1 rRNA gene is annotated in these 426 nt (G+C 57.5%); it reads right to left on the bottom strand.

What is annotated here, in order from left to right:
- Positions 1–426: ribosomal RNA gene (locus HH110_RS19240) — 16S ribosomal RNA — on the bottom strand; the annotation flags it as partial.

Genomic DNA, 426 nt, shown 5'->3' with positions numbered 1-426 from the left:
CTACCGGGGTATCTAATCCTGTTTGCTCCCCACGCTTTCGCACCTCAGCGTCAGTATCTACCCAGGTCGCCGCCTTCGCCACCGGCATTCCTAGCGATATCTGCGCATTTCACCGCTACACCGCTAGTTCTAATGGCCTCTACCATCCTCAAGCCAACGCAGTATCCGACGCAGTTCCACAGTTAAGCCATGGGATTTCACGCCGGACTTACGTAGCCGCCTGCACGCCCTTTACGCCCAGTAAATCCGGACAACGCTCGCCACCTACGTATTACCGCGGCTGCTGGCACGTAGTTAGCCGTGGCTTATTCGCCAGGTACCGTCATTATCGTCCCTGGCAAAAGGGCTTTACGACCCGAAGGCCTTCATCCCCCACGCGGCGTTGCTGGGTCAGGCTTTCGCCCATTCCCAAGATTCCTAGCTGCT

The organism is Stenotrophomonas sp. SAM-B, assembly GCF_013387485.1.
Classification (GTDB): Bacteria; Pseudomonadota; Gammaproteobacteria; order Xanthomonadales; family Xanthomonadaceae; genus Stenotrophomonas; species Stenotrophomonas maltophilia_AA.
The sequence above is the reverse complement of the archived record's forward strand: the minus strand, read 5'-3'. Positions and strand labels throughout refer to the sequence as shown.